Source organism: Mycobacterium shinjukuense (genome assembly GCF_010730055.1).
GTDB classification, from domain to species: domain Bacteria; phylum Actinomycetota; class Actinomycetes; order Mycobacteriales; family Mycobacteriaceae; genus Mycobacterium; species Mycobacterium shinjukuense.
Window position 1 is genome coordinate 2,440,804 of record NZ_AP022575.1, and the last position, 21,248, is coordinate 2,462,051.

Annotated in this window: 20 protein-coding genes and 3 pseudogenes; 6 read left to right on the forward strand and 17 right to left on the reverse strand. The window is 69.2% G+C overall.

The features are described 5' to 3' along the window. Positions 1-31 precede the first annotated feature (31 nt). Positions 32-1,216 carry a 1-deoxy-D-xylulose-5-phosphate reductoisomerase gene (dxr, locus tag G6N20_RS10960; protein ID WP_142271852.1) on the reverse strand — a complete coding sequence of 395 codons (1,185 nt, stop codon included), beginning with the start codon at positions 1,214-1,216 and terminating at the stop codon, positions 32-34. Positions 1,217-1,386: 170 nt separating this feature from the next. Here dxr and G6N20_RS10965 point away from each other — a divergent pair, with 170 nt between their 5' ends. The 4 genes and pseudogenes from G6N20_RS10965 (at position 1,387) to G6N20_RS10980 (ending at position 4,537) form a co-directional block, all read left to right on the forward strand. Continuing rightward, complete coding sequence (locus G6N20_RS10965) at positions 1,387-2,052, forward strand: fasciclin domain-containing protein (RefSeq protein ID WP_083046203.1); 666 nt, start codon at positions 1,387-1,389, stop codon at positions 2,050-2,052. A gap of 130 nt (positions 2,053-2,182) precedes the next feature. Beyond that, a complete protein-coding gene (locus G6N20_RS10970; RefSeq protein WP_083046201.1) occupies positions 2,183-3,943 on the forward strand; it encodes a cytochrome c biogenesis protein DipZ in 1,761 nt (586 codons plus the stop codon). A gap of 119 nt (positions 3,944-4,062) precedes the next feature. Continuing rightward, a pseudogene (locus tag G6N20_RS10975) lies at positions 4,063-4,200 on the forward strand (fasciclin domain-containing protein); the annotation flags it as partial. An 82-nt stretch (positions 4,201-4,282) separates the two neighbouring features. Further along, a complete protein-coding gene (locus G6N20_RS10980) occupies positions 4,283-4,537 on the forward strand; it encodes a DUF2631 domain-containing protein (protein WP_083046199.1) in 255 nt (84 codons plus the stop codon). Positions 4,538-4,541: 4 nt separating this feature from the next. On the opposite strand, the gene G6N20_RS10985 is transcribed toward G6N20_RS10980, so the two are convergent. The 8 genes and pseudogenes from G6N20_RS10985 to pyrH form a co-directional block, all read right to left on the reverse strand. Continuing rightward, positions 4,542-5,408 (reverse strand): cytochrome c biogenesis CcdA family protein, encoded by an 867-nt coding sequence (locus G6N20_RS10985; RefSeq protein WP_083046198.1) that lies wholly within the window; start codon positions 5,406-5,408, stop codon positions 4,542-4,544. After that, positions 5,408-5,917, reverse strand: coding sequence for a protein disulfide oxidoreductase (locus G6N20_RS10990; RefSeq protein WP_083046196.1), 510 nt, complete (start codon positions 5,915-5,917; stop codon positions 5,408-5,410). Before G6N20_RS10990 ends, G6N20_RS10985 begins: the two co-directional genes overlap by 1 nt. A gap of 149 nt (positions 5,918-6,066) precedes the next feature. Next, positions 6,067-7,161 carry a 23S rRNA (adenine(2503)-C(2))-methyltransferase RlmN gene (rlmN, locus tag G6N20_RS10995; RefSeq protein WP_083046195.1) on the reverse strand — a complete coding sequence of 365 codons (1,095 nt, stop codon included), beginning with the start codon at positions 7,159-7,161 and terminating at the stop codon, positions 6,067-6,069. Positions 7,162-7,183: 22 nt separating this feature from the next. After that, the gene (locus G6N20_RS11000; protein WP_142271851.1) at positions 7,184-8,110 is read right to left on the reverse strand and encodes a phosphatidate cytidylyltransferase; all 927 of its coding nucleotides are present in this window, start codon (positions 8,108-8,110) and stop codon (positions 7,184-7,186) included. Positions 8,111-8,142: 32 nt separating this feature from the next. After that, positions 8,143-8,700: a ribosome recycling factor gene (gene frr / locus G6N20_RS11005; protein WP_083046193.1), complete on the reverse strand. Its 558-nt coding sequence runs from the start codon at positions 8,698-8,700 to the stop codon at positions 8,143-8,145. A gap of 119 nt (positions 8,701-8,819) precedes the next feature. Further along, positions 8,820-8,950, reverse strand: a pseudogene (locus G6N20_RS22425) (hypothetical protein); the annotation flags it as partial. Positions 8,951-9,050: 100 nt separating this feature from the next. Next, positions 9,051-9,119, reverse strand: a pseudogene (locus G6N20_RS22220) (hypothetical protein); the annotation flags it as partial. Positions 9,120-9,151: 32 nt separating this feature from the next. Further along, positions 9,152-9,919: a UMP kinase gene (gene pyrH, locus G6N20_RS11010; protein WP_083046192.1), complete on the reverse strand. Its 768-nt coding sequence runs from the start codon at positions 9,917-9,919 to the stop codon at positions 9,152-9,154. 374 nt (positions 9,920-10,293) lie between these two features. Here pyrH and G6N20_RS11015 point away from each other — a divergent pair, with 374 nt between their 5' ends. Continuing rightward, positions 10,294-11,028: a winged helix-turn-helix domain-containing protein gene (locus G6N20_RS11015; RefSeq protein ID WP_083046245.1), complete on the forward strand. Its 735-nt coding sequence runs from the start codon at positions 10,294-10,296 to the stop codon at positions 11,026-11,028. A gap of 340 nt (positions 11,029-11,368) precedes the next feature. Here G6N20_RS11015 and G6N20_RS11020 read toward each other — a convergent pair whose 3' ends face one another. The 3 genes from G6N20_RS11020 to rpsB are packed head-to-tail and all read right to left on the reverse strand — an operon-like array spanning position 11,369 to position 14,531. Beyond that, the gene (locus G6N20_RS11020; protein ID WP_083046190.1) at positions 11,369-12,799 is read right to left on the reverse strand and encodes an amidase; all 1,431 of its coding nucleotides are present in this window, start codon (positions 12,797-12,799) and stop codon (positions 11,369-11,371) included. A 42-nt stretch (positions 12,800-12,841) separates the two neighbouring features. Next, complete coding sequence (tsf, locus tag G6N20_RS11025; protein ID WP_083046189.1) at positions 12,842-13,672, reverse strand: translation elongation factor Ts; 831 nt, start codon at positions 13,670-13,672, stop codon at positions 12,842-12,844. Between the two features lie 13 nt (positions 13,673-13,685). Then, entirely contained in the window at positions 13,686-14,531 is an 846-nt protein-coding gene (rpsB, locus tag G6N20_RS11030) for a 30S ribosomal protein S2 (RefSeq protein ID WP_083046188.1), read from the reverse strand. Between the two features lie 321 nt (positions 14,532-14,852). On the opposite strand from rpsB, the gene G6N20_RS11035 reads away from it, so the two are divergent. Further along, positions 14,853-15,383, forward strand: coding sequence for a M23 family metallopeptidase (locus G6N20_RS11035; protein WP_083046187.1), 531 nt, complete (start codon positions 14,853-14,855; stop codon positions 15,381-15,383). Here G6N20_RS11035 and G6N20_RS11040 read toward each other — a convergent pair. The 5 genes from G6N20_RS11040 to G6N20_RS11060 all read right to left on the reverse strand — a co-directional run bounded on the left by G6N20_RS11040 (position 15,347) and on the right by G6N20_RS11060 (position 21,205). Then, positions 15,347-16,633: a PPE family protein gene (locus G6N20_RS11040; protein WP_083046186.1), complete on the reverse strand. Its 1,287-nt coding sequence runs from the start codon at positions 16,631-16,633 to the stop codon at positions 15,347-15,349. The two genes, G6N20_RS11035 and G6N20_RS11040, sit on opposite strands and share 37 nt — an antisense overlap. Positions 16,634-17,060: 427 nt before the next feature. Further along, complete coding sequence (locus G6N20_RS11045) at positions 17,061-17,969, reverse strand: tyrosine recombinase XerC (RefSeq protein ID WP_083046185.1); 909 nt, start codon at positions 17,967-17,969, stop codon at positions 17,061-17,063. A 181-nt stretch (positions 17,970-18,150) separates the two neighbouring features. Continuing rightward, positions 18,151-19,320: a DNA-processing protein DprA gene (dprA, locus tag G6N20_RS11050; RefSeq protein WP_083046184.1), complete on the reverse strand. Its 1,170-nt coding sequence runs from the start codon at positions 19,318-19,320 to the stop codon at positions 18,151-18,153. Beyond that, on the reverse strand, positions 19,317-20,828 hold the full coding sequence (locus tag G6N20_RS11055; RefSeq protein ID WP_083046183.1) for a YifB family Mg chelatase-like AAA ATPase: 1,512 nt from the start codon (positions 20,826-20,828) through the stop codon (positions 19,317-19,319). Before G6N20_RS11055 ends, dprA begins: the two co-directional genes overlap by 4 nt. Beyond that, a complete protein-coding gene (locus G6N20_RS11060) occupies positions 20,828-21,205 on the reverse strand; it encodes a YraN family protein (RefSeq protein ID WP_083046182.1) in 378 nt (125 codons plus the stop codon). Before G6N20_RS11060 ends, G6N20_RS11055 begins: the two co-directional genes overlap by 1 nt. Positions 21,206-21,248: the final 43 nt, after the last annotated feature.

A 21,248-nucleotide genomic window follows, 5' to 3' on the forward strand; every position in this document is an offset into this window, starting at 1 on the left:
ACATGGGCCGACTACGAACATCATCGAGCGGTTACGACCTTTCTAAAGCCATTCCGGATATCGCGCGCTGCGCCCGCTCACGGGCCCAGCGCTGCGCGTCGAGTACGTCATCCACGGTAGCCGGTGGCGCGGCCCATTGGTCGGCGACGTGCAACACCTCGGCGATGGTGTCGACGATGGCCGGGAACCTGATCCTGCCAGAAAGGAAGGCCTCCGCTGCTTCCTCATTGACGGCGTTATAGACCGCGGTCATGCAGCCGCCGGCCTCTCCGGCGCCCCGGGCCAGCTCGACCGCGGGGAAAACGTCGCTGTCCAGCGGCTCGAACTCCCAGGTCGACGCGGTGCGGAAGTCACAGGCATGAGCCGCTCCGCTGACCCGACGCGGCCAGCCCAACGCCAACGAAATCGGCAGCTTCATGTCCGGGGGGCTGGCCTGGGCAATCGTCGACCCGTCGATGAACGTCACCATCGAGTGAACAATCGACTGCGGGTGCACCACGACCTCGATGCGGTCATAGGGGATGCCGAACAACAGATGGGTCTCGATGAGCTCGAGCCCCTTGTTGACCAGCGACGCGGAGTTGAGGGTGTTCATCGGGCCCATCGACCAGGTGGGATGCGCACCGGCCTGCGCGGGAGTGACGCGCTCCAGCTCGGCGGCCGACCAGCCCCGAAACGGCCCACCCGAGGCGGTCAGCACCAGCTTGGCGACCTCGTCGGGGGTGCCGCCGCGCAGGCATTGGGCCAACGCGGAATGCTCGGAGTCGACCGGCACGATCTGACCCGGCCGGGCAGCCCGCTGCACCAGCGGACCCCCGGCGACCAGCGACTCCTTGTTGGCCAGGGCCAGCCGGGCACCCGATTCCAGGGCGGCCAACGTCGGTCGCAGGCCCAGGGCGCCGACCAGGGCATTGAGGACGACGTCCGCCTCGGTCTGCTCGACCAGCCGGGTGACGGCGTCGGGTCCGCGGAAGGTGATGTCGCCGGCCAGCCGGGCGGCATGATCGTCGGCGACGGCAATATTGGTCACCCCGGTTTCGGCGCGCTGCCGCAGCAACGTGTCCAGATTCGCGCCGCCGGCGGCCAGCCCGACCACCTCGAACCGATCCGGGTTAGCGGCGATGACCTGCAGCGCCTGGGTGCCGATCGAGCCGGTGCTGCCCAACACCAGCACACGCAGGCGACCGTCGGCGTGGCCGTCACCGGGGGTAGTCACCCACCCATTGTGCCGCTTGGGCAAGCCCTTATCGCGGCCCGCGGGCATCACCGATGCACGCAACCGAAATTGCTTTCCGATCCATCCATGGCCGCGGCCGCTCCGAATCCCTGCTGTCCGACCCACAGGACGGCGTAAGCCGCCGTCGCTAGCAAAGGAATGGAAGCGCGATGAGGAACCTTCAGGCCAAGACAGCCGCCGCCGCCGGCCTCGCGGCAATCGCGATCGCGGGCGTGGCAGGGTGTTCCAGCACCAAACCCACGGCGCAAGACACCAGCACCGCCCCACCTACGAGCATGACCGCGGCGCCCGCCGCGACCCCAACCATGGCCGATCCCGCCGCCGACCTGATCGGTCCCGGATGTGCGCAGTACGCCGCCCAGAACCCCAGCGGCCCGGGGTCGGTGTCCGGCATGGCGCAGGACCCGGTCGCGACGGCGGCGTCGAACAACCCGATGCTGACCACGCTGACCGCGGCGTTGTCCGGCAAGCTGAACGCTAACGTGAACCTGGTCGACACCCTCAACAGCGGCCAGTACACGGTTTTCGCGCCCACCAACGCCGCATTCGACAAGCTGCCGGCGGCCACCATCGACCAACTCAAGACCGACTCCACGCTGCTGACCAGCATCCTGACCTACCACGTGGTCAGCGGCCAAGCCAGCCCCAACAAGGTCGCCGGCGCCCACAAGACACTGCAAGGCGCCGAGGTGACGGTGACCGGCGGGGGCAACGAGCTCAAGGTCAACAACGCCGGCCTGGTCTGCGGCGGAGTGCATACCGCCAACGCGACGGTGTACATGATTGACACGGTGCTGATGCCCCCGTCCCAGTAACACCGCTGTGTCGCGGCGAGGCGGCCCGTCCTGGCGGGCCGCCTCGCCGTGCTGTGCCTCGGTCGGCGACACGGGAAAACCTCTTGCCGCTCAGGCCAATCCGTGACCGAGGCCGCGCCGAATAGTAGACGTGTTTACCCTCGCATTGATCGGCTTCCTCGGGGGCCTCATCACCGGAATATCACCTTGCATTCTGCCGGTCCTGCCGGTGATCTTCTTCTCCGGCGCGCAGAGCGCCGACGCCACGACCGCAGCGAAATCCGAAGGCGCCGTGGCGGTCATGAAGAAGCGTGCATTCTCAGCCACTGTGCGCCCCTACCTGGTGATCGGCGGTCTGGTGCTCAGTTTCAGCGTGGTCACCCTGCTCGGCTCGGCGGTGCTGTCGGCGCTGCACCTGCCGCAGGACGCGATTCGTTGGGTCGCTCTGGTCGCGTTGGTGGCGATCGGGATCGGCCTGATCTTTCCCCGGTTCGAGCAACTGCTGGAGCGGCCGTTTTCCCTGATCCCGCAGAAGCAATTCGGCGTTGGCGGCGACGGTTTCGGGGGCTTCGGGCTGGGACTGGCCCTGGGTGTGCTGTACGTCCCGTGCGCGGGCCCGGTGCTGGCCGCGATCGTCGTGGCCGGGGCCACCGCGACCATCGGCGCGGGCACCATCGTACTCACCACCACGTTCGCCTTGGGGGCCGCGTTGCCGTTGCTGTTCTTCGCGCTGGCCGGGCAACGCATCGCCGAGCGGGTGAGCGCGTTTCGGCGTCGGCAACGTCAAATCCGGATCGGGGCGGGGATCGTGACGATCCTGCTCGCGGTGGCGCTGGTGTTCGATCTGCCGGCCATGCTGCAGCGCGCCATTCCCGACTACACCGCGTCGCTGCAAGCCAAGGTCGGCGGCTCGGACACGATCCGGGAAAGGCTGAACCTCGGCGGCATCATCAACGACCAGAACGCGCAGCTGTCGAACTGCAGCAACGGGGCCACCCAGCTCGAAAACTGCGGCACCGCACCCGATCTCAAAGGCATCTCCGCCTGGCTGAACACCCCCGGCAACCAGCCGGTCACCCTGGATTCGTTGCGCGGCAAGGTCGTACTGGTCGACTTCTGGGCCTATTCCTGCATCAACTGCCAGCGGGCCATCCCACACGTCGTCGGCTGGTATCGGACCTACAAAGACAGCGGCTTCGAGGTCATCGGCGTGCACACGCCCGAGTACGCCTTCGAAAAGGTCACCAACAACGTCGCCAAGGGTGCGGCCGACCTCGGCATCACGTATCCGATCGCGCTGGACAACGGCTATTCGACGTGGACGAACTACCGCAACCGGTACTGGCCCGCCGAGTACCTGATTGACGCCAACGGCACGGTGCGCCACATCAAGTTCGGCGAAGGCGACTACGACGGCACCGAGCAGCTGATCCGGCAATTGCTCATCGACGCCAAACCCGGCGTCACACTCCCCCCACCCCTCCAACCACAAGGCGCACCCGACCTGACCCCGCGCACCACCCTCACCCCCGAGACGTACTTCGGCGTCGGCAAGGTGATCAACTACGGCGGCGGTGGCGTTTACGACGAGGGAACGGCGACGTTTGAGTACCCGCCGCAGCTGGCGGCCGACACGTTCGCGCTGCGCGGACCGTGGTCGCTGGACTACGAAGGTGCGACGGCAAACGGCGACAACTCCGCCATCAGACTCAACTACCACGCCAAGAGCGTCTACGTCGTGGTCGGCGGAACCGGGACCCTCACGGTGGTCCGGGATGGAAAGTCGACCACGCTGCCGATCGGCGGGCCACCGACCGCCCACCAGATCGTGGCCGGCGATCGGCTGGTGTCCACAACGCTAGAGCTGCGGCCCAGCAAGGGGTTACAGGTGTTCTCCTTCACGTACGGCTGAGTGCGATCGCGGTACGCACGCCTGGCACCAAACGAAGGAGCGCACCACATGAAATCTCAAAACACCATTGCGGCACCTGGTTTCGCAGCGGCGGCGCTGATGGCGTTGACGCCGAGCGTCTGCAGGGCGCCAACGTGAGCGTGACCGGGCACGGCAACAACCTCATGGTCAACGACGCGGGCGTGGTGTGCGGCGGGGTATCCACCGCCAACGCGACGGTCTACCTGATCGACACGGTGCGGACGCCACCTGCGTAGCAGTCCGGCAGGCTCACGGGCAAACTCACGTGTGCCAGAATGTCTGGTGCATCCGCAGTCCCAGCCAACCGGAGGAGTCGCCGTGGCCAGTACCGAGGTGGAGCAATTCAGCGGCGTCGACATCGCTGACGTGCCATCCGCGCAATGGGGTTGGAGCAGGATCAATCACCGCACCTGGCACATCGTTGGGCTGTGCATCTTTGGATTCCTGCTGGTGATGCTGCACGGCAACCACGTCGGTCACGTCGAGGACTGGTTCCTGATCGGGTTTGCCGCGCTGGTGCTGGCCGTCCTGGTGCGCGACCTGTGGGGCCGGCGCCGCGGCTGGATTAGGTAGCCGGCTACCGCCGCATTCGTCGGTACCAGGTGCTGGCGAGCGCGCCGGTCACCAGCGCGGCCAGTGCCAACGCCCACGGCCACCCGCCGTGCCGGTGGACCCAGCCGGCCAGCGCGCCTTGCAGCCGGCCGGCCGCGTGAATCACCCAGTCCTGCGGATTGGCCCCGGTGCCCATGATCAACCGCAGCTCGTACAGACCGTAGTAGCCGACATACAACCCGACCAGCACCAGCAGGCCACCGCCGATCCGGTTGACGAACGGCAAAATTCGCCGCATTCGGTCGACCAGGGCCGAGCTCGCTGCCGCGGCGGCGATGGCCAGTACCCCGACTACCAGGGTCAGGCCCGACACGTAGGCGAGGTAGATCGCCACGCTTCCGACGACCGAACCGCCCCGTAGACCGGCCCCGGTAACCGCCAGAAACGGCCCGATGGTGCACGACAGCGAGGCGAGCGCATAGCTGACGCCGTAGCCGTACATCGAGCCCAGCCGAACCGTCGGCGCCCAGCGCGCGCGCAATGGCCGCGGCGCGGTCAGCTCGTGACCCGACAACAACCACACCCCAAGGCCAACCAGCACGGCGCCGATCAGCACCGTCACGTACGGCAGGTATCGCTGCATGGTCGCGGCCGCCGAGATGGTCAGCGCCCCGAACAATCCGAACACCGTCACAAAGCCCAGCGCCATCACCACGGTGGCGGCCAGCGCGCGGCCAACCCCGCCGAGCGGGGAGACCGGTTCGCGACGCGCGCCGGAGTGCTGCCCGCGCACCACGAAAAGCAGGTACGCGGGCAGCAACGCAAACCCACAGGGGTTCAGTGCCGCCACCAAACCGGCGGCAAAGGCCAGACCGACAAGGGCCCGATCCACTAGGACGTCAGCGCGGCCACCCGGTCCGACAGCTCCTGCTGGGACATGGCCGAGGTGGGGTTGTTGACGAACGTCGATGAGCCGTCCGCGCGATAGAACACCCAGGCCGGCTGCCATGGCACGTTGTAGCGGGCCCAGATCGCGCCGTCGGCGTCGTTGAGGTTGGTGAAATTCAGGCCGTACTTGGAGACGAAACCCTGCATCGCCCCGATGTCGGAACGGGCCGCGACCCCGACGAACGTGACCCCCGGATTGGCGGCGGCCACCTGGCTGACCCCCGGCGCCTCGGCGTTGCAGAACGGGCACCACGGCGTCCAGAACCACAACACCGCCGGCTTGCCTTGCAGGCTGGCCCCGTCGAAGGGGGCACCGCTGAGGGTGGTCGCGGTGAACTGCAGACGCTCGTCGGCGGCCACCGCGCGCGGCGCGGTGGCCAGGCCCAACAACAGGACAACCGCGGTCACACCCACGGCGAGGGCTTTGAGCGGAGACAAAAGGCGAAGACTCATGACAGACCTCGTTTGCTGGTGTTGCCTGGATGACCTTGATGACGCAATACCCGCCGTCGCGGTTCACCACGCGCACTCAGCCTACGGCGCACAGCCGCCCCCGGGCGGCCAGCTGTCCGCAGGCTGGGCCCGATGCGCCCGCGCTCCAGCTACCCGCCTGCGGCGGCCAGCTGTCCGCAGGCGGCGCTGATCTCACGGCCGCGGGTGTCGCGCACCGTGCAGGAAACCCCCTGGGCCCGGATGCGCTTGACGAACTCGCGCTGTACCGGCTTGGGGCTGGCGTCCCACGCACTGCCCGGTGTCGGGTTGAGCGGAATCAGGTTCACATGCACCAGCTGGCCGAGGGCTCGGTGCAGTCGCCTAGCAAGCAGATCGGCCCGCCACGGTTGGTCGTTGACATCACGGATCAGCGCGTACTCGATGGAAACCCGGCGACCCGTCGTGTCGGCGTAATACCGCGCGGCAGCGAGCGCCTCGCTGATTTTCCACCGGTTGTTGACCGGAACCAGCGTGTCGCGCAGTTCGTCGTCGGGCGCATGCAGTGACAGCGCCAAGGTCACGCCCAACCGTTCATCGGCCAGCTTGCGGATGGCCGGCGCCAGACCCACCGTTGACAGCGTCACCGAGCGCGCCGAAATGCCGAAACCGCACGGCGGCGGCTCGGTGATCCGTCGCACCGCGGCCAGCACCCTGGCGTAGTTGGCCAATGGCTCGCCCATGCCCATGAAAACCACGTTCGTCAGCCGATCACCGAAGTCGTCGCGCAACACCGCGGCGCCGGCACGCACCTGTTCGAGGATCTCGGCGGTGGACAGGTTGCGGGTCAACCCGCCCTGGCCGGTGGCACAGAACGGGCAGCCCATACCACAACCGGCCTGCGACGAAATGCACACCGTGTCGCGCCGCGGATAACGCATCAGCACCGACTCGACGGTCGCGCCATCCAGGGCCCGCCACAACGTCTTTCGCGTCTGGCCAGCATCACAGCTGACTTCCCGCACCGCGGTGAGCAGGTTGGGAAACATCGTCTCGGCGATCCGGTCGCGAACGGCCGCGGGCAGGTCGGTCATCTGCCGAGGATCGGCGATCAACCGCCCGTAGTAGTGATGCGCGAGCTGTTTGGCCCGAAACGCCGGCAGGCCCAGCTCGGCGACGGCCGAAGCCGTGCCCGCGGCATCGAGGTCGGCCAGGTGCCGCGGCGGCTTCTCCCGCTGGGGCGCCGCAAAGATCAACTCACCGACCATGGCCTATCCAGTATCGGCCTCATCACGGCAGCAGCGTCAGCACAATCCACGCCGCCACCGCGGACGGGAGAATGCCGTCGAGCCGGTCCATCAGCCCACCGTGACCGGGCAACAGCCGGCCCATGTCTTTGATGCCCAGGTCACGCTTCACCTGCGACTCCACCAGGTCACCGAGCGTGGTGGTCAATACGAAAAGCAGACCTAGCAGGGCACCGACCCACGGTGTCTTGCCGGCCAGAAACGTCACGGTCAGGACCGTTGCCGTGATACCGAAAGCCAACGAACCTGCGAACCCCTCCCAGGATTTCTTCGGGCTGATCTTCGGAACCATCGGATGCTTGCCGAACAGCACACCCACCGCGTAACCGCCGACGTCGGAGCACACGACGGCGATCATCATGCAGAACACCCACGCGGCGCCGTGATAGACCAGCATCGCGGCGAAGGATGCAAACAGCGGAACCCAGGCGGCCAGAAAGACCGTAGCCGACGCATCGCGCAAGTAGTTGCTCGCCGGCGGTGGCCGGCCGGAGCTTTCGCCCGGCTCGCCGTCGTCGCGACCGTCACGCATGAACAGTCGCCAGATCATGCAGACCACGACCATGCCGCCGAAGCCCATCACCGCGCCACTGGCGCCATAAGGCCAGGTCAGCCAGACGGTGACCTGGCCGCCGATCAGCAAGGGAACAACCGGAATCACATACCCGGCTGCACGCAACCGGCGCACCACCTCGTGGCTGGCGATCAAGATCGCCCCGGCGCACAAGGCCACCCAGACACGCGGGACGAAAATCAGCGTCGCGATGAGGACCAGGCCGATGCCCAGCCCCACCGCGATCGCGGCCGGCAGGTCGCGTCCGGCTCGGGACATCTTCGGGGCCGACTGCTGTGACGCCGTGCGCGCCGGCTCATCGGGCGGGGCGCCGGTGCTGGCATCGGTGGTTGGCACGGACCTAAACGCACGTAACTGCTGGGTGGCCGCTAGACCTCCAGCAGCTCGCCTTCTTTGTGTTTGACCAGCTCGTCGATCTGGGCGACGTACTGATGCGTGGTCTTGTCGAGATCCTTCTCCGCGCGGCCCACTTCGTCCTCTCCGGCCTCGCCTTCCTTGCGGATGCGGTGCAACTCCTCCATCGCCTTACGCCGGACGTTGCGCACCGAGACCCGGGCGTCCTCACCCTTATGTTTGGCCTGCTTAACCAGCTCCCGTCGGCGCTCCTCGGTCAGCTGCGGTACGGCTACCCGGATGAGGGTGCCGTCGTTGGTGGGATTCACTCCCAGGTCCGAATTGCGAATCGCCGTCTCGATGGCGCGCAGCTGGTTAGCCTCGTACGGCTTGATGACCACCAACCGCGCCTCCGGGACATTGATGCTGGCCAGCTGTGTGATCGGGGTGGGCGAACCGTAGTAGTCGATCACAATGCGGGAAAACATGCCGGGGTTGGCCCGACCGGTACGGATGGTTGACAGATCGTCACGCGCCACCGACACGGCCTTTTCCATTTTCTCTTCGGCGTCGAAGAGGACCTCATCAATCATGTGCGCCGCTCCTCCTCATCGCTGCGCTCTGCATCGTCGCCGGCGCGGATCATGTGCGCCGCTCTCCCCCGCAAGCGGGAGGTGCCCCCACCTCATCGCTGCGCTCTGCATCGTCGCCGGCGCGGATCATGTGCGCCGCTCTCCCCCGCAAGCGGGAGGTGCCCCCACCTCATCGCTGCGCTCTGCATCGTCGCCGGCGCGGATCATGTGCGCCGCTCTCCCCCGCAAGCGGGAGGTGCCCCCACCTCATCGCTGCGCTCTGCATCGTCGCCGGCGCGGATCATGTGCGCCGCTCTCCCCCGCAAGCGGGAGGTGCCCCCACCTCATCGCTGCGCTCTGCATCGTCGCCGGCGCGGATCATGTGCGCCGCTCTCCCCCGCAAGCGGGAGGTGCCCCCACCTCATCGCTGCGCTCTGCATCGTCGCCGGCGCGGATCATCGCAATCTTCCCCTCAGGTGGTGACCAGCGTCCCGATTTTCTCACCCGCGACCGCTCGGGCGATATTGCCATCGGTCAACAGGTTGAACACCAGGATCGGCATGCCATTGTCCATGCAAAGACTGAAGGCGGTGGCGTCGGCCACTCGCAGCCCGCGGTCGAGGACCTCGCGATGGCTGATCGCGGTCAGCAGTTCGGCGTGGGGGTTCTCCCGCGGATCCTCGGCGAACACGCCGTCCACAGCCTTGGCCAGCAAGACCACATCCGCGCCGATCTCCAGCGCCCGCTGGGCCGCGGTCGTGTCGGTGGAGAAATACGGCAGCCCCATGCCGGCGCCGAAGATCACCACGCGGCCCTTCTCCAAGTGGCGGACGGCCCGCAGCGGGAGGTAGGGCTCGGCCACCTGACCCATGGTTATCGCGGTCTGGACCCGGGTGGCAATGCCTTCCTTTTCCAGAAAGTCTTGCAGCGCAAGGCTGTTCATGACTGTGCCCAGCATGCCCATGTAGTCCGACCGGGTGCGCTCCATCCCCAGCTGCTGAAGCTGCGCGCCGCGGAAGAAGTTGCCACCACCGATCACCACAGCCATCTGCACGCCCCCACGGACCACATCGGCGATCTGGCGGGCCACCTGCGCCACCACGTCGGGATCCAGCCCCACCTGCCCGCCACCGAACATTTCGCCGCCGAGCTTGAGCAGCACTCGCGAATACTTCGACCGCCGGCCGGGTCCTGGAGTGCTCGGCGCGCCGTTGATGCTCGTCGGCTCGGACTCGGTCATCTGACTCCTCGCATGAGAGTGCCATCCCGGCAAACCACCCGGGACGGCATCTCACATCCTGCCTCATCGCCACGCTCTGGCGTGGGCGGGGTGCACTCGGGGGCTGGCCGGCAACCGTGCCGGGCGCCGGACGGCCGCGCAACGACATTCCGTCGCTGTCGAGGTTTGACCGTCCGGCGGCGTGGGAATCCGCTCTGGCGAGAAAATCCACGGCCTCAACGGCCATATCTGGGCTCGTCGACAGGATGGGGCCGGTCCGTGGCAACGGGCCGGGCCCATCGACGAGGGCGTAGCTAACACGGTTGGCACGCTTGCGCACTTTCGGGGGCCCTGCAGGCCGCGCTGGACGGACATCTTCGACGGAGGGGTGGTTGTTGGAGGTTCTCCTGCTCACCGACGACCCCGGTTGTGAATCGGCATTGCCGGCGTTGGCTTCGTTCGAGCAATTGCGGCGCGCCCCGCTCCGGGGCCACGACGTCGAGGTCAACACCGGCGCGGACGTGGCGATCATCGACGCGCGCGCGAACCTGGCGGCGGCTCGCCGGGCGTGTCGGCAGCTGATGGCCAACGCGCCTGCGTTGGCCGTGGTCGCCGTCGTTGCGGCGGCCGACTTCGTCGAGGTCGACGTCGACTGGCAGTTCGACGACGTGCTGCTGGCGGCGGCCGGCGCCGATGAGCTGCAGGCACGGCTGAGGTGGGCGATTAGTCGTCGGCGCAGCGCACTCGAGGGCACGCTGCAGTTCGGCGATCTGGTCCTGCACCCGGCTAGCTTCACCGGCTACCTTCACCACCGGGAGTTGGGCCTGACGCCCACCGAGTTCAAGTTGTTGAGTTTCCTTGTGCAGCACGCCGGTCGGGCGTTCTCCCGCACGCGTCTCATGCGCGAAGTGTGGGGTGATGACCGCAAAGGTCACCTCCGAACCGTCGACGTTCACATTCGACGGCTGCGCGCAAAGCTCGGACCCGAGCATGAATCGATGGTCGATACCGTTCGCGGTGTGGGTTATATGGCGGTGACGCCGCCGCAACCGCGATGGATTGTCAGCGAGCCGATACTCGGTCCCCCGTGGGCGGCGACAACGCCAGCTCAGGGCGCGATCGCGCGGTAGCCCGGCTGAGCCGCGCACGTTTACCCGCCTGCCGGCCCGGGTATCGGCTCCACCAGCGGTTGGCCCGGCGTTGTCCGGCGGGCCCACCACCGCGTGCGGGCTGAGCGACAGGGGCAGTGATGGTCGATGCGGGCGGGCGGCCAGGCGGCCACGCCGCCGGCTCGGCTGCGCCGATGACGACGGCGAACCTGCTCAGGCCGCTGAAGGTGAACCACGAGCCGGCGACCGGCAACGGTTGGCAATCGGTGCGTGGTTGACCGAAAACACGCCCACGCCGGCAGTGAAATGCAGCCCGCTCGCCACTGGCTACGGCCTTCTTGTCAGGCGAGCATCGGGGCCGTCAGCGCGCCTCCTCGGTAGCCGACGGCCGGTTGGCCTGAATCCGGGCAAAGGGTTGAGCCTCTTCCAGTTCGTAAGCCAGCTCCAGCAGTCGCGCTTCCCGCCCGATGTCTGCCGAGAGCATCATCCCGACCGGCATGCCATCGGCGGAGTGGGCCAGCGGCAACGAAATCGCCGGCTCGCCCGTGACGTTCTGCAGCGGGGTGAACGCGACCCAATTGGTCAGCCGGTCCATGACCTGCTGATAGTCGGTGGGCGCAAGGTATCCCACTCGCGGCGTCACCTCGGCGAGCGTTGGCGTGAGCAAAGCGTCGTAGATGCCGAAGAACTCCGCGCTGCGCCGTCGCAGCCTGCGCAACCGCGTGATCGCCAGCGGGAGTCGGTGCAGGTTGCGCGCGGCGTGGCGGGCCAACCCCAACGTCAGGTTGTCCAGCCGGGTGCGGTCGAAGCTCCGCCCGAACGCGCGGCGGCCGGTGTTCACCTGCATCCACGCCAGAAATCCCCAATAGAGCACGAAATCATCCAGGAAACTGGCCGGCACCCAGGTCTGGTCGACGTGTTCGACGCGGTGCCCGAGGTCCTGCAGCAGCGCGGCCGTCCGCAGCGTCAGCCGCCGCACGTCGGGGCTGGCATCGCGGTGCACCGAGCCGGTCACCACGGCGATCGTCAGCCGCTGCTGACCGGGCCGCGTGACGTCCCCGACCGGTGGCAGCCGGTGGTTACGCCAAATCCGCTCGGCCTCGCGGTACACCGCGGCGGTGTCACGCACGGACCGGGTCAACACACCGTTGGCGACGATTCCCACCGGCAGCCGGCGGTGCTCCGGGTCCAGCGGGAACCGCCCGCGCGACGGCTTGAGCCCGACCAGCCCGTTGCAGGCGGCCGGAATGCGGATCGAGCCGCCGCCGTCGTTGGCGTGCGCGATCGGCACCACCCCGGCGGCGACGAACGCACCCGATCCCGACGACGAGGCACCCGCGGTGTAGTCGGTGTTCCACGGATTGCGGACCGGTCCCAGCCGCGGGTGCTCGGCGGCCGCGCTGAACCCGAATTCCGACATCTGCGTCTTACCCAGCGCGATCAACCCGGTACCCAGCAACACCTGAGTTACCTCGCTATCGGCGCGGGCCGGCCGTGGCTGCCACGCGTCGGTGCCCCGCATCGACGGCTGCCCGGCGACGTCGACGTTGTCCTTGATGAAGGTCGGCACACCATCGAAGAAGCCGCTGTCGAAGCGGCCGGCCGCGGCCCGCGCCCGATCGAAGGCCGCATGAGCCAAGCCGTTGAGCGCGGGGTTGACGGCTTCCGTGCGCGCGATGGCAGCCTCCACGACATCGGCGCGGCTCAATCGGCCGGATCGGATGGCGTCGGCAAGGGCGACCGCGTCAAGGTCGCCGAGGGCATCGTCGCCGAAAGCGTGTACGCGTGGCATACCACGACGTTAGCCCGCGTGCGCGGCCTCGCACGGGCCGGCTTAGGCCTGGCCCACCTCGAACCGCACGAACCGGGTCACCCTCACGCCCGCCTCCTCGAGCAGGGCCTTGACGGTCTTCTTGTTGTCGGACACCGACGGCTGCTCGAGCAGCACCGAGTCCTTGAAGAAGCCGTTGAGCCGCCCTTCGACGATCTTGGGCAGCGCCTGCTCCGGCTTGCCCTCGGCCTTGGCGGTCTCTTCGGCGATGCGACGCTCGCTGGCCACGACGTCTTCGGGCACGTCGTCGCGGGACAGGTAGCGCGCCTTGAGCGCGGCGATCTGCAGGGCCACCGCGTGCGCCGCCGCCGTGCTGATGTCCGGGTCATCGCCCGGACCGTATTCGACCAGAACCCCCACCGCGGGGGGCAGGTCGGCCGACCGCCGGTGCAGGTACGTCTCCACGGTGCCGTCGAATATCGCGACCCGGCGCAGCTCGAGCTTTTCGCCGATCTTGGCCGACAGCTCGGCGATCGCCTGCTCGACGGTCTTGTCACCGATGCTGACCGCCTTGAGCGCGTCGACGTCGGCCGGCCGAGCCGCCACCGCCGCCGCCACCACCTGGTCGGCCAGTGCCTGGAACTCCGCGTTCTTGGCGACGAAGTCCGTTTCGCAGTTCAGCTCGATGAGCGCGCCTTCTTTGGCCGTGACCAGGCCCTCGGCGGTGGCCCGCTCGGCACGCTTGCCCACATCCTTGGCGCCCTTGATCCGCAGCACCTCGACGGCCTTGTCGACGTCGCCGTCGGTCTCGACCAGCGCATTTTTGCAGTCCAGCATTCCGGCACCGGTCAGCTCCCGAAGTCGTTTGACGTCAGCAGCCGTGTAGTTCGCCAATGGTCAGCCTTTCCTAGGATGCATCTGCGGTGGATTCGGTTGTGTCCGCGGCGGCGTCGGTGGGAGCCGCCGGGCTGGCGCTGGCGGCGGCACTGGCCAGCAGCTCCTGCTCCCATTCGGGGAGCGGCTCGGCCGCCTCGGCCTCCGGCTTGCCGTCGCCGCGGCCCAAACCGGCGCGGGCTTGCAGGCCCTCGGCGACCGCGGAAGCGATCACCTTGGTCAGCAGGGCGGCCGAGCGGATCGCGTCGTCGTTGCCCGGGATCGGGTAGTCCACCTCGTCGGGATCGCAGTTGGTGTCCAGGATCGCGATGACCGGGATGCCCAGCTTGCGGGCCTCACCGACGGCGATGTGCTCCTTGTTGGTGTCGACCACCCAGATCGCCGACGGCACCTTGGCCATGTCACGGATGCCGCCGAGGCTGCGCTCCAGCTTGTTCTTCTCCCGGGTCAGGCCCAGGATTTCCTTCTTCGTGCGGCCTTCGAAGCCACCGGTCTGCTCCATCGCCTCGAGCTCCTTGAGGCGCTGCAGCCGCTTGTGCACGGTGGCGAAGTTGGTGAGCATGCCGCCCAGCCAGCGCTGGTTCACATACGGCATGCCGACGCGGGTGGCTTCGGCGGCCACGGATTCCTGCGCCTGCTTCTTGGTGCCGACGAACAGCACCGACCCGCCGTGGGCGACGGTCTCTTTGACGAACTCGTACGCCTTGTCGATGAAGGTCAGCGTCTGCTGCAGGTCGATGATGTAGATGCCGTTGCGGTCGGTGAAAATGAACCGCTTCATCTTGGGATTCCAGCGACGGGTCTGATGCCCGAAGTGGGTGCCGCTGTCTAGCAGCTGCTTCATGGTGACAACAGCCATATTGGGCCCATGTCCTTTTGTTGTCGGTTGTCGCCCGCCATCGGGTGAAGCGGGCCCTGGCGCCTGCTGCGATGCCGAACCCGTCTGGGCAACCCCCGCAAGGGGAGGCCCCGCACGGGACCGCCCCGACATGCTGGTGCGTGGCCCCGGAAGGGGGCCGCGGTGCAGGCGCGCGAAGTCAGCCCGCCCGGGCGAGCTGCGACGAGCAGTCTACACCGCACCGGCAGTCGGGTTGACCCACCCACTCCACAGCTGACGGCTGCTCCCCAGAATCGGCGGCCGTGAGTGGCCCGCCGGTCGCCGGCGCGCTGCACTGAGCGGATGCGGTGGGTCGCGCTAATCGTGTGCTGGCCGTTGCTCAGCGTGGCACCCGCGCGCGCCGACGACGCCCGGCTCGAGTGGCCGTTGCGCCCGCCCGCGGCCGTGCTGCGCGGCTTTGACGCACCGTCACCGGATTGGCATCCCGGGCACCGGGGCGTGGACCTGGCCGGTGGCCCAGGTCAGCCGGTGTATGCGGCGGGCGGCGCGACCGTCGTGTTCGGCGGGCTGCTGGCCGGACGACCGGTGGTGTCACTGGCTCATCCCGGCGGTCTGCGTACCAGTTACGAGCCGGTGCGCGCGGTGGTGCGGGTCGGGCAACAGGTGACGGCGCAGACCGTGATCGGCCACTTGGTGGCCGGGCACCCCGGCTGCCCGGCCAAGGCGTGTCTGCACTGGGGTGCGATGTGGGGTCCGGCGTCGGGCGCCGACTATGTCGATCCGCTGGGCCTGCTGAAGTCCACCCCGGTGCGGCTCAAACCGTTGTCGCGGCGTCGCTATCCGGCAAACGGCGGGCGCTGCATCACCGCGTAACGGAAGCCGTACTTGTTGGCATAGCCGCCGCCGGAGGCCGAACCCGCGCCCTTCGCCGGCATGCCCTGCAGGAGCGCGTTTTCCGCCGGTCCGCGAACGGCGACGTCCTCGGCCGACACGAACGACGGGGTGTTCCCGGTGCCCCCCAGTCGGGCGCGCACCGCCCAATCCGGCGGCACCGACAACAACCCCGCCGAACCACCCTTGCCGACGCTGGCCGAGACCGATCCACCTTCGCCGGGAGCGCCCGGGTGTGCCCAGTACATCTGGGCCGCCGACGCCCGGGCCACATCGATAGCACCGGTGGTGATCGGAGCCGGTTTGGGGCCGGCGAAGATGGTCGGGCCCCAGAAGTCCAGAACCGAGGACCCGGAGTCGCCCGCACCACTGCTCGGGCTGCCGGGCAGCAGGGTCTGTGCCATCGAAGCCTCGAATTGCAGCAGCCCCTCGTCGAAATAGGAGACGGCCAGGAACCGAACGATCGTCATCCGGTTCGCGGTGGTCAGGTTGGGCATGTGGGCCTCGAGCCAGGCGACGAATTCCATGTACCACGCCCACGGGTTCCACCCCAGCGACGCGAGGTGCTGCTGCAGCGCCGACGGCACGGAGGTGCCGACGACGAGCTGCGGGATCGCGGCAGCTACCGTGTGCGCGGAGGCGCCGGCCGGTGTGGCGACGGCTTGGCCGACCGCCGCGGCTTGCCGCGCCGGGCCGGTCGGATCGCTGGTGTCCGGCGGTGGGGTGAACGGGGTCAGTCGCGTGGCGTCCGCCGACGCGGCCGCGTACCCGTACATGGCGGCGGCGTCCTGGGCCCACATCTCGGCGTAGTCCGCCTCGGTGGCGGCGATCGCCGGGGTGTTCTGACCGAAAAAGTTGGTCGCGATCAGCGCCGTCAACAACGCGCGGTTGGCGGCGATGACCGGCGGAGGCACAGTCATGGCAAACGCGAGCTCGTGGGCCGCCGCGGCCGCGCGCGCCCGCCAACCTGCCTGCTCAGCCTGCTGGGCGGTGGTGCTGAGCCACGCCGCATAGGGCGTGGCCGCGGCCGCCATCGCCGCCGACGCCGGCCCCACCCACCACGCACTGGTCAGCTCCGAGATGACGGACCGGTACCCGGCGGCCATCAAGCCCAACTCGGCTGCCAGCCCTTCCCAGGCCGCCGCGGCGGCCACCATGGACCCCGATCCCGGACCGGCGTACATCCGACCGGAGTTGATCTCCGGCGGCAGCACCCCGAAGTCGAGCACCATCTGCTTTAGGGGGAAAGGATCGTGGCAGCGTTGTCGGCACGCTCCGTGGTCACCGGCGGGTCGTCAAGCATGTGGTTGGGTAGCACCGGGGCGCGCACCGCTTGCCGGCCGTCGGGACGGATCCCGCGGGGGCAACCACGTCGGTCGGTGCGCAAGCCTGTGCCTCATCGCTGTTAGCTGGACGGCTGGCGGCTGCGGTTCCGCGCAGCGTCTCCGGTTGTGGTGACAAGCGAACCGGCTCGCCCGCCGCGGCGCGTCAAGCACAATCGCTTGTTGGTAACGATTAGACGGTCGGGCCGGCATCCTGCGCCAGGTTGATCGATCGCTTGCCACGCAGCGTTCATCCGCGCATCGACTGCCGGTAAGCCGCCGTTGGATTGTCGGCGCGCGCACCGGCGTTGCGTGGGCGGGCGCAACCGGCCGGGTGTTAGGCCCGCGGATGGGCCTGATCGTGCACCGCCCGCAACCGCCCGACCGCGACATGGGTGTACAGCTGGGTGGTTGCCAGGCTGGAATGCCCGAGCAGCTCTTGGACGACGCGCAGGTTGGCCCCACCTTCGAGGAGATGGGTGGCCGCGCTGTGCCGTAGCCCGTGCGGCCCGATGTCGGGCGCGCCATCCACCGCGGCGACGGTTTGGTGCACGACCGTGCGCGCCTGACGCACGTCGAGCCGCCGGCCCCGGGCGCCGAGCAGCAGCGCCGGCCCCGACTGCGCGGTAACCAGGGCCGGGCGCCCGCCGGACAGCCAGCCGTGCAGCGCCTCGGCGGCCGGTTGTCCGTAGGGCACGGTCCGCTGCTTGTTGCCCTTGCCCAGGACACGGATCAGGCGATGTCCGGTGTCGACGTCGTCGACGTCGAGGCCGCACAGCTCGCTCACCCGGATGCCGGTGGCGTACAACAGTTCGACGATCAGCAGGTCCCGTAGGGCCACCGGATCACCCTGCTCGGCGCCGGATTCCGCGGCCGTCATGGCCGCCAGGGCCTGATCCCGGCGCAGCACGGCGGGCAGTGTGCGATGGGCCTTCGGCATTTGCAGCCGCGCGGCGGGGTCGCCGCACAACAGGCCCCGCCGGACCGCCCACGCGGTGAATGCCTTGACCGCCGAGGTGCGGCGGGCCAGCGTGGTACGGGCGGCACCGGCGCTGGCACCAGCGGCCAGCCAGGACCGCAGCACCGGCAGGCTCAGCGCGTCCAGACCGGATCCGCGGTCGGCGAGAAAGGCGCACAACGACCGCAGGTCGCCCAGATACGCCCGGCGCGTGTGCGCGGAACGGCCGCACTGCAGTGCCAGGTATTGGTCGAACTCCTCGAGGATGGGGTCACAGCTATCCGGCATGCCCCCACGCTCGCAGACGTGGCGCGGCGGATGTCAGCCGACGCGCCGCGGCGTGTCCAGGGTGAGACCTTCGCCCGGGGTGGCCTGCGCTCGGCCCGCGGCCTCGGCCTGGGCCAGTTCCCTCTTCCATTGCCGGAAGCGACCCGCCACGTCTCCGCCTGCCCAGCCCGACCTGCGTCGACTATACGAGTTGAGCCGTTCGGCCGGCCTGGCCGGGATCGGCGCGGTGTATTCGCCAGCGGCCGTCATGACGCTCGGCCAACCCGACCACCTCGAGCATGGCCAGCGGCCCCAACACCTGAGCGGGCACCAACCCGGATGCCACCGCGATCTCGTCGATCGTCGCGGCGCCGCGGCCCGGCAACGCCTCGTAGACAACACGTTCGGCCTGGCTCAGCCCATCCAGCGCACTGGCAGGTCGCGTTTCGTCGGCGGCCAGCTCGCCGATGCGACCGACCAACTCGACGATGTCGTCGGCGCGGGTGACCAGCTGCGCGCCGGTGCGTAACAGCTCGTGACAACCCGCCGACGCCGACGACGTCACCGGCCCGGGCACCGCGGCGACCACCCGCCCCAGGGCCCGGGCCCAGGCGGCGGTATTGGCGGCACCGCTGCGCAGGCCCGCTTCCACCACCACCGCCGCGCCCGCAACGGCGGCCACCAGCCGGTTGCGGATCAAGAACCGGTGCCGGGCGGGGCGCACGCCCGGCGGGTACTCGGTGAACAGCAGCCCGTGCTGACCGATGCGATACAGCAGCGCCGAATGCCCACTCGGATACGGGATATCGAACCCGCCCGCCAGCACCGCCGCGGTGATGCCGTCGCAGCCGAGCGCCGCCCGGTGGGCCACGCCGTCGATGCCGTAGGCGGCCCCGGAGACCACCGCGATGTCGCGCTCGGCCAGCCCGGCCGCCAGATCGGCCGCCACCTGCTCGCCGTAGCCCGTCGCGGCCCGGGTTCCGACGACCGCGGCGGCGCGCTGCGCGACCTCGTCCAGACGAGCCGGACCCAGCGCCCACAACACCAGGGGCGGTTCACCGCCTGGCCTGGCCCGCGCCGCCACACCACCGAAGGCGGCGAACGCGAGCACCGGCCACTCGTCGTCGTCGGGGGTGATCAGCCGTCCGCCCCGGCGGACGAGGAGCTCGACATCCTCGGCGGCCCGATCGATGTCGCGCCTGGCCTCGGTGTGCCGGGCCACATCAGCGTCGACCAGCCCGCGCCGCACCCGCTCGGCCGCCTCCACCGGGCCGACCCGAGCGACCAGGGCGGCGAGGTCGGCGCACGGCGGTTCGGCCACCCGGGACAGATAGGCCCACGCCCGCAGCAGCGCGGCGCCGTCGGCGGTCATCGCCGTGCTCCCGGTTGCCGGAAGCTCAACGCGGTGGCCACCTCGTCGGGCCCGGGCGAAACGTGGCCGGCCAGATCGGCCAGACTCCACGCGACCCGCAGGGTGCGGTCGACGCCTCGGATGCTGAGCAAACCGCGGTCCAGCGCCGCGCGCAGCGGGACCATCGCGGCATTGCTGGGCCGGAACTTGCCCCGCAGCAACGTCCCGCTGACTTCGGCGTTGGTGCGGAATCCGTGTGGTCGCCAACGCTGCGCGGCGGCGTCTCGTGCCCGCTCGACCCGGCGGCGCACCTGCGGTGTCGACTCGCCGTCGGCCGCCGAAAACGCCCCGGCACGCACCGGGTGCAGCTGCACCCGCAGGTCGACGCGGTCCAGCAACGGCCCGGACAGCTTGCCCAGATAGCGTCGCTTGACCGCCGCCGCGCACAGGCAATCCTGCGGATCCGCCGGCGCGCATGGACACGGATTCGCGGCCAGGACCAGCTGGAACCGTGCCGGGTAGCAGGCCACGCCGTCGCGGCGGGCCAGCCGGATCTCGCCGTCCTCCAGCGGCGTACGCAACGCCTCCAGCGCGTTGACGCTGATCTCGGCGCACTCGTCGAGGAACAACACCCCACGGTGCGCCCGGCTGACGGCGCCCGGCCGGGCCATTCCCGAACCCCCGCCGACCAGCGCCGCGACGGTGGAACTGTGGTGGGGGGCCACGAACGGCGGCCGGGTGATCAACGGGGTGTCCCCGGACAGCAGGCCGGCCACCGAGTGGATGGCGGTGACCTCCAGCGACTCGCTGTCCGACAAGCTCGGCAGCAACCCGGGAAGGCGTTGCGCCAGCATCGTTTTGCCCACTCCCGGGGGGCCGGTCAGCATCATGTGATGGGCCCCAGCGGCCGCGACCTCGACGGCGAAACGCGCCTGCGACTGTCCCACCACATCGGCCAGGTCCGCGGCCGGCTCCGCGGTCGTAGCGGCCGCGGTGATTCTGTCGATCAGGTCGGCCGAGCCATTGAGCCAGCTCTGCAAATGCCCCAGGGTGCGAACACCCCAGACGTCGATGCCGTCGACCAGGCTGGCCTCGGCCAGGTTGTCGGCCGGAACCACCGCGGCCGGCCAGCCGTCGCGTTTGGCGGCCAGCACCGCCGGCAACACCCCGCGCACCGGCCGGACCCGGCCGTCTAGCGACAACTCCCCCAGCAGCACCGTCTTCTCCAGCCGGTGCCATGCCTTTTTCATCTGCGCCGACAGCACCGCGGCGGCCAGCGCGATGTCGTACACCGATCCCATTTTCGGCAGCGTCGCCGGTGACAGCGCGAGCGTGAGCCGGGCCATCGGCCAGCTGTTTCCGCAGTTGGTCACCGCCGCGCGCACCCGGTCCCGAGACTCTTGCAGCGCCGCATCGGGCAGCCCCACCAGATGCACGCCGGGCAACCCGGAGGTGATGTCGGCTTCGATCTCCACGATCTCACCGTCGAGTCCGCGCACCGCGACCGAGAACGCCCGCCCCAGCGCCATCAGCCGATCCCCTGCAGATGGGTGAGCTCGGGGGTGCGCCGCCGGCCGATCCGCACGCCGATCACATCGATGCGGACCGCGGCGAAGCCCCCGTCCTGACCGGCCAGCCACAGCGTGGCCAGGCGGCGCAGGCGGCGGACCTTACGCTCGGTCACCGCGTGCGCCAGCCCGCCATAGCCGTCCCCGGTGCGGGTTTTGACCTCGACGAACACCACCGCGCCGGTGGCGTCGTCGCAGGCGATCACGTCGAGCTCGCCATAGCGGCAGCGCCAGTTGCGGTCCACGATCCGCAACCCCAGCCGCGTCAGGTGATCCACCGCCAGCGCCTCGCCCATCGCCCCCAGTTGGATCCGGGTCATCGTCTTGAGGGTCGTCATGCGGCCACCCTGCCCGCCGACCCCGACAACGCGGGACCCGGCC

What these genes read in the sequence shown, in the direction of transcription:
- G6N20_RS10965 (WP_083046203.1), top strand. Translation starts at nt 1,387, where the DNA reads ATGAGGAACCTTCAGGCCAAGACAGCCGCCGCCGCCGGCCTCGCGGCA.
- G6N20_RS10990 (WP_083046196.1), bottom strand. Translation starts at nt 5,917, where the DNA reads ATGAGTCTTCGCCTTTTGTCTCCGCTCAAAGCCCTCGCCGTGGGTGTG.
- rlmN (WP_083046195.1), bottom strand. Translation starts at nt 7,161, where the DNA reads ATGGTCGGTGAGTTGATCTTTGCGGCGCCCCAGCGGGAGAAGCCGCCG.
- frr (WP_083046193.1), bottom strand. Translation starts at nt 8,700, where the DNA reads ATGATTGATGAGGTCCTCTTCGACGCCGAAGAGAAAATGGAAAAGGCC.
- pyrH (WP_083046192.1), bottom strand. Translation starts at nt 9,919, where the DNA reads ATGACCGAGTCCGAGCCGACGAGCATCAACGGCGCGCCGAGCACTCCA.
- G6N20_RS11020 (WP_083046190.1), bottom strand. Translation starts at nt 12,799, where the DNA reads ATGCCACGCGTACACGCTTTCGGCGACGATGCCCTCGGCGACCTTGAC.
- rpsB (WP_083046188.1), bottom strand. Translation starts at nt 14,531, where the DNA reads ATGGCTGTTGTCACCATGAAGCAGCTGCTAGACAGCGGCACCCACTTC.
- G6N20_RS11035 (WP_083046187.1), top strand. Translation starts at nt 14,853, where the DNA reads ATGCGGTGGGTCGCGCTAATCGTGTGCTGGCCGTTGCTCAGCGTGGCA.
- G6N20_RS11040 (WP_083046186.1), bottom strand. Translation starts at nt 16,633, where the DNA reads ATGGTGCTCGACTTCGGGGTGCTGCCGCCGGAGATCAACTCCGGTCGG.
- G6N20_RS11045 (WP_083046185.1), bottom strand. Translation starts at nt 17,969, where the DNA reads ATGCCGGATAGCTGTGACCCCATCCTCGAGGAGTTCGACCAATACCTG.
- dprA (WP_083046184.1), bottom strand. Translation starts at nt 19,320, where the DNA reads ATGACCGCCGACGGCGCCGCGCTGCTGCGGGCGTGGGCCTATCTGTCC.
- G6N20_RS11055 (WP_083046183.1), bottom strand. Translation starts at nt 20,828, where the DNA reads ATGGCGCTGGGGCGGGCGTTCTCGGTCGCGGTGCGCGGACTCGACGGT.
- G6N20_RS11060 (WP_083046182.1), bottom strand. Translation starts at nt 21,205, where the DNA reads ATGACGACCCTCAAGACGATGACCCGGATCCAACTGGGGGCGATGGGC.